This window comes from Streptomyces tricolor (assembly GCF_002155905.1).
In the GTDB taxonomy this organism is placed as follows: domain Bacteria; phylum Actinomycetota; class Actinomycetes; order Streptomycetales; family Streptomycetaceae; genus Streptomyces; species Streptomyces tricolor.
In genome coordinates this window covers 1-1,175 of sequence record NZ_MUMF01000978.1, presented here as the reverse complement: position 1 = coordinate 1,175, position 1,175 = coordinate 1, and the positions used below count along the sequence as shown (strand labels likewise).

The following is a 1,175-nucleotide window of genomic DNA, read 5'->3' as shown; positions in this document are numbered from 1 at the left end:
GTCGGCGACCTGGCCGAGGTCGTCGTCGCCGAGCCCGGTGACGACGGTGGTCCAGTGCCGCTCCAGGAGCCCGAGCAGTTCCTCCGACGTCATGCGTCCTCTCCTTCCTGCCGTCGGGCGGGGGCCGGGGCCGGGTTGCCCTGGTGGACGAAGCCGGCCCAGGTGTCGGGCCGGTCGCGGAGGTCCTCCGTGAGCCGCCAGGCGGCCGAGATGCCCTTCAGCGCCCGGACGGGCGGGCGCCGGTCCGGCGGGGTGAGCATCCAGCGCTGGGCGGCGCGCAGCGCGTCCGGCGGGGCCAGGCCCCGGCCGAGCGCGTCGTGCAGGACGAGCATGAGGATCTCGGACCGCATGTCGTCGACCTGCCACCGGGAGCCGATGGCGTCGGCGGCCAGCCGGTGCACCAGGACCGAGGTGAGGGTCAGGGCCTCGTCGTGGTCGCGGGTGGTGAGGTCCGTCTCGCAGCCGCCGCACACGACCAGGGGTCCGGCCGCGCGGAAGGCGTCGCCCTCGGCGGGCGTCTCCAGCAGGGCGCTCAGCGTGAGTTCCCCGCCGGGGCCGGACGGTTCGCCGTCCGGAGGCGCCAGGTGCAGGACCGACTCGGTGGGGTCCGGCCCGGCGAGCCCGTGACAGGCCAGGTGGACGAGGGAGGCGGGGGCGGCGGCCCGGCCGCCGAGGAGGCCGAGGACCGTCTCCGGAGTGGCGGGGTTCTCGTCGGGGCGGTGGACGACGGCCTCCCGGTAGTGGACGGCGGCCAGGGTGTCGATCTCCTCCTCGGCCCACGCCAGGTCGTCCAGGCCGTGGAAGACCAGGGCCGGCCGGTCGGCGGGTGCCATGCGGCGGCGGGCCGCGGCGCGCAGGAACTCCCGGCCGGCGGCGGCGTGGGTGAGCACGGCGATCTCGCAGGCCCGTACGGCACGCGGCACGCCGTACCCGCTGGGCGGCTCCAGGACGGCCGCCTGCCAGGGCACCACGCCCAGGTCGCCGCAGGGCACGATGACCAGGCGTACGGCGTCGGGGACCCGGGCGGCACCCGTCAGGCCGGCCTCCGCGAGGGCGCGGTCCCACAGCCCGAGGTGGCCGAGGACGGGGCCGAGCACCTCGCCGGCCCACCCGCACAGGTCGTCCAGGGCCCGCTGCCAGCGGCGTACGGCGCGTTCCCGCTCCCGCGGGTTGCC

At 77.5% G+C, this 1,175-nt stretch carries 1 protein-coding gene; it reads right to left on the bottom strand.

Features of this window, described 5'->3' with window-relative positions; translation table 11 throughout:
* Positions 1 to 89: 89 nt before the first annotated feature.
* Positions 90 to 1,175, bottom strand: a 1,086-nt coding sequence (locus tag CCN44_RS42080) for a CHAT domain-containing protein (RefSeq protein WP_143650483.1), incomplete at its 5' end; no start/stop codon positions are given.